General features: G+C 49.7%; 3 protein-coding genes and 2 pseudogenes. All 5 read right to left on the bottom strand.

The window, feature by feature from the left end; all coding sequences use genetic code 11:
• Positions 1-149 (bottom strand): annotated as a pseudogene (locus AC1WIP_RS14290) (DNA-binding response regulator); the annotation flags it as partial.
• Positions 126-416: pseudogene (locus tag AC1WIP_RS14295) on the bottom strand (response regulator); the annotation flags it as partial. The pseudogenes AC1WIP_RS14295 and AC1WIP_RS14290, both read right to left, overlap by 24 nt.
• 15 nt (positions 417-431) lie before the next feature.
• Positions 432-1,244, bottom strand: a complete 813-nt coding sequence (locus AC1WIP_RS14300) for a hypothetical protein (RefSeq protein WP_481142459.1) — start codon at positions 1,242-1,244, stop codon at positions 432-434.
• A complete protein-coding gene (locus AC1WIP_RS14305) occupies positions 1,237-1,785 on the bottom strand; it encodes an RNA polymerase sigma factor (RefSeq protein ID WP_481142460.1) in 549 nt (182 codons plus the stop codon). Before AC1WIP_RS14305 ends, AC1WIP_RS14300 begins: the two co-directional genes overlap by 8 nt.
• A gap of 173 nt (positions 1,786-1,958) precedes the next feature.
• On the bottom strand, positions 1,959-2,692 hold a 734-nt coding region (gene truA / locus AC1WIP_RS14310; protein ID WP_481142461.1), incomplete at its 5' end, for a tRNA pseudouridine(38-40) synthase TruA.

Consider the following 2,692-nt stretch of genomic DNA (forward strand, 5'->3'; position numbering starts at 1 on the left):
ACCTTATAAATTCTATCAATATTGGCGCACATATTCACCAGCTGCGTATATCTGCGCAGCTGGGATTTAACCCTGGCCACGATCTCCAGAGGATTGCAGTCTGCCAGCACATAATCGTCCGCGCCCGCATTTAACGCCATAATCTTTGCGGTCTCAGACGCCTGGTTTGACACCACTACAATGGGAATGCTGCTCTCCCGGCGGATCTGACCAATCATCTCAACGCCGCTGCTCCAGCCCTTATCCTGAAGCTCCACATCCACCAGCAGTAAATGGTACTCCCCTGTATGCAGCTTCCTGTGAAGCTCCTTATCATCCTCAATGGTCTGCATGCGGATTTCCTCTCCCTCCAGCAAAGAGCCGATAGCCTCCGCAACTCCTGTACGATTATTGTAGATTAAAATTGTCCTTTCCATAGATGCCGTACCTCCCTACTCTTCCTTAAAATAGATACTCAAATCCAGATTATTTAGAATGTGCTCAATAGTTTCTTCATCATAGCCGTTAAAATCCAGCTGCAGATCCCGCCCGTTCACGGAAATCACTGCATGGGTGGAGCTCACCGTTCCTTCTTCCATTATGTCAAACAGCATATATTCCAGCCCCTGGGAATTGGTATATTCCCGCTCATTGTCACTCTCTCCGGTAAATACCGTGCTGGAGGCATATCCCGTAACATCTCTGTGATCCCACTGGGACATGGAAAAACAGCATTCCTCATAATTTACGGTGAGCATCACCCGATCCCCCTCTTCGAAAACCAAAACCCTCTCGGTCAAAGGTATCCCCCCCAGCCAGTCCTGGTCAGGAATCGCTATAGAAATATCCTCCTCTTCCTCAAAGGCTTCTATGGAGGTATACTCCACCGGCACATAGGTCTGTGCTTCCAGTATCTGCGGCTCTTCCTGCTCCTGTGCCAAAGCGCTTTGTGCCGCTTCTGCTTCCGCACCGGCTTCTTTTGCTGGCAAAGTTTCTTCTTCCGTCACCAGCGCTCCTTCGCTGACAGCGGTAAAGCCGTTTTCCGTCACCCGGAAAATACTTTTGTGATAATTCATGGCCGTAACCGTTCCCGCCCCGCAGGCTAGAAACAAAACCGCCGCCGCTGCAGCCTGCATTGCCGTTTTACGCCTCCGCCGGTTCAACAGTCTCCTGTGTCTAAGCTCATCTGTCACGCAGTCAGCGGAAATATGATACCTGGGCATACTGTCCACGGCCTGTTTATATGCTTCCTTAAATTTACGCAAAATCATACTCCTCCTTCAGCGATTTTCTCAAAAGCTCCCGTCCCCTGGTCAGCTGGGATGTAACGGTGGATTCTTTACGTCCCGTGGCCCTGGCGATTTCCCTGACAGAAAGCTCTTCATAGTAAAACAGATGAATCACCTCTCTGTATCTGACAGGCAGTGCGCTCACCGCCCGAAACAGCATTTCCTTCTCCTCCCCATTCATCAGGCTTTCCTCCGGCCCTGGCACAGGTTCCTCAAAGCTCCCACAAAGAGCCTTGCAGTCCTGCTCCCATATCTCCTCCCGGCTTCTATGCCGGTTCCATGCACTGCGCCAGATTTTGCGGCAGGCATTTAAGGCCACATGGATCAGCCATGCCTTTTCATGTTCCTCTCCCGCAAAGGACTCCTGCCGTTTCACGTACTGATAAAAAACCTCCTGTACCACATCCTCGGCATCCTGCACATTCTGCAGCTTGAGAAAGCTGATCTTAAACAGCATATCCCCATACCGGTCAATTTTTAGTTGTAGCTCCTGATGGTTTCTTTCCTGTTCCGTCATTTTTTCTTTCGCCTTAAGGCAGCCTTTCTATTAAGTAATATCCCTTTCAGGCATAATATACTGCAAACTTGTAAACTTTTTGCATATAAACTCATCAAAAAGCATCAAAAAAAGCCCTGTACAAGTATTAGACTACTTTACAGGGCAAAAAGTTTCATAATTCAAAAAAATTTTTAATAGAAAACCTTCATCAGCGTCAGTCCCCTGGACGGAGCCAGCGCCCCGGCCAGCTGTCGGTTTTTGGCCTCTATCAATGCCGGGATACTGTCTGCATCCCTTTTGCCTTCCCCTGCCTCCAGCAAGGTTCCCACAAGAATCCGCACCATATGATGCAGGAATCCATTTCCGGTAAAGGTAAAGGAAATCAGACTTCCCTCCTGTTCCACGGAAATGGAATCCAGCCGCCTGATTGTGGATTTCTTTCCCTTCTTTGCAGAGGTAAAGGAAGCAAAATCATGCTCTCCTTCAAGATAACGGGCTCCCCGCTCCATGGCAGACAAATTTAAAGGCTCCATCACCTGCAGGGAATACCGCCGCAAAAACACATCCGGCACACTGCTGTTTAACACCAGATACCGATACTGCTTGCCTTTTGCATTGAGTCTGCTGTGAAACCTAGGCCCCGCCTCCGAAACCTCCGTCACTGCTATATCCTCTGGAAGATACCTGTTTATGTACTGAAGCATTTCCCTTGTGGGCATCGGGCAGTTCGTGTGAAAATTTGCCACCTGTCCCAGCGCATGGACCCCAGCGTCCGTTCTTCCGCTTGCAGAAAGCTCCACCGGCTCCCCACACATTCTGCCAAGAAGCGTCTCAAGACGGCCCTGAATGGTATTTTCAGAGCTTCCCTGGCGCTGCCAGCCCTGGTATCTGGTCCCCTCGTACTGCAAAAGAAGCCTAATGTTCC

This window comes from Acetatifactor sp. (genome assembly GCF_982438285.1).

Coding starts and splice junctions, on each gene's coding strand:
- AC1WIP_RS14305 (WP_481142460.1), bottom strand. CDS start 1,785: ATGACGGAACAGGAAAGAAACCATCAGGAGCTACAACTAAAAATTGAC.